Genomic DNA, 328 nt, shown 5'->3' on the forward strand with positions numbered 1-328 from the left:
TAGGCAGGGTGTGTAAGCGCTGTGAGGCGTTGAGCTAACCTGTACTAATTGCCCGTGAGGCTTAACCATACAACACCCAAGAGGTTTTGGGTTGGACTTGAATAAAGCCAGTTGATTGTGGCGAGAACGAACAGCTTTCTAGATTTAGGAACGAATTTATCAAATACATCCTTGTATTTGACCCTGACGGGCCGCACTGAAGTGCGTTAAATTTTGTTCCAGACAAAATTTTGCTTGGCGACCATAGCGCTTTGGACCCACCTGACTCCATGCCGAACTCAGTAGTGAAACGAAGCAGCGCCGATGGTAGTGTGGGGTCTCCCCATGT

The 328-nt window shown here is 48.2% G+C and carries 1 rRNA gene; it reads left to right on the top strand.

Features of this window, described 5'->3' with window-relative positions:
* Nucleotides 1–233: 233 nt before the first annotated feature.
* Nucleotides 234–328: ribosomal RNA gene (gene rrf, locus BZG25_RS15810) — 5S ribosomal RNA — on the top strand; the annotation flags it as partial.

The organism is Salinivibrio sp. ML198 (assembly GCF_001996015.1).
GTDB classification, from domain to species: Bacteria; Pseudomonadota; Gammaproteobacteria; order Enterobacterales; family Vibrionaceae; genus Salinivibrio; species Salinivibrio siamensis.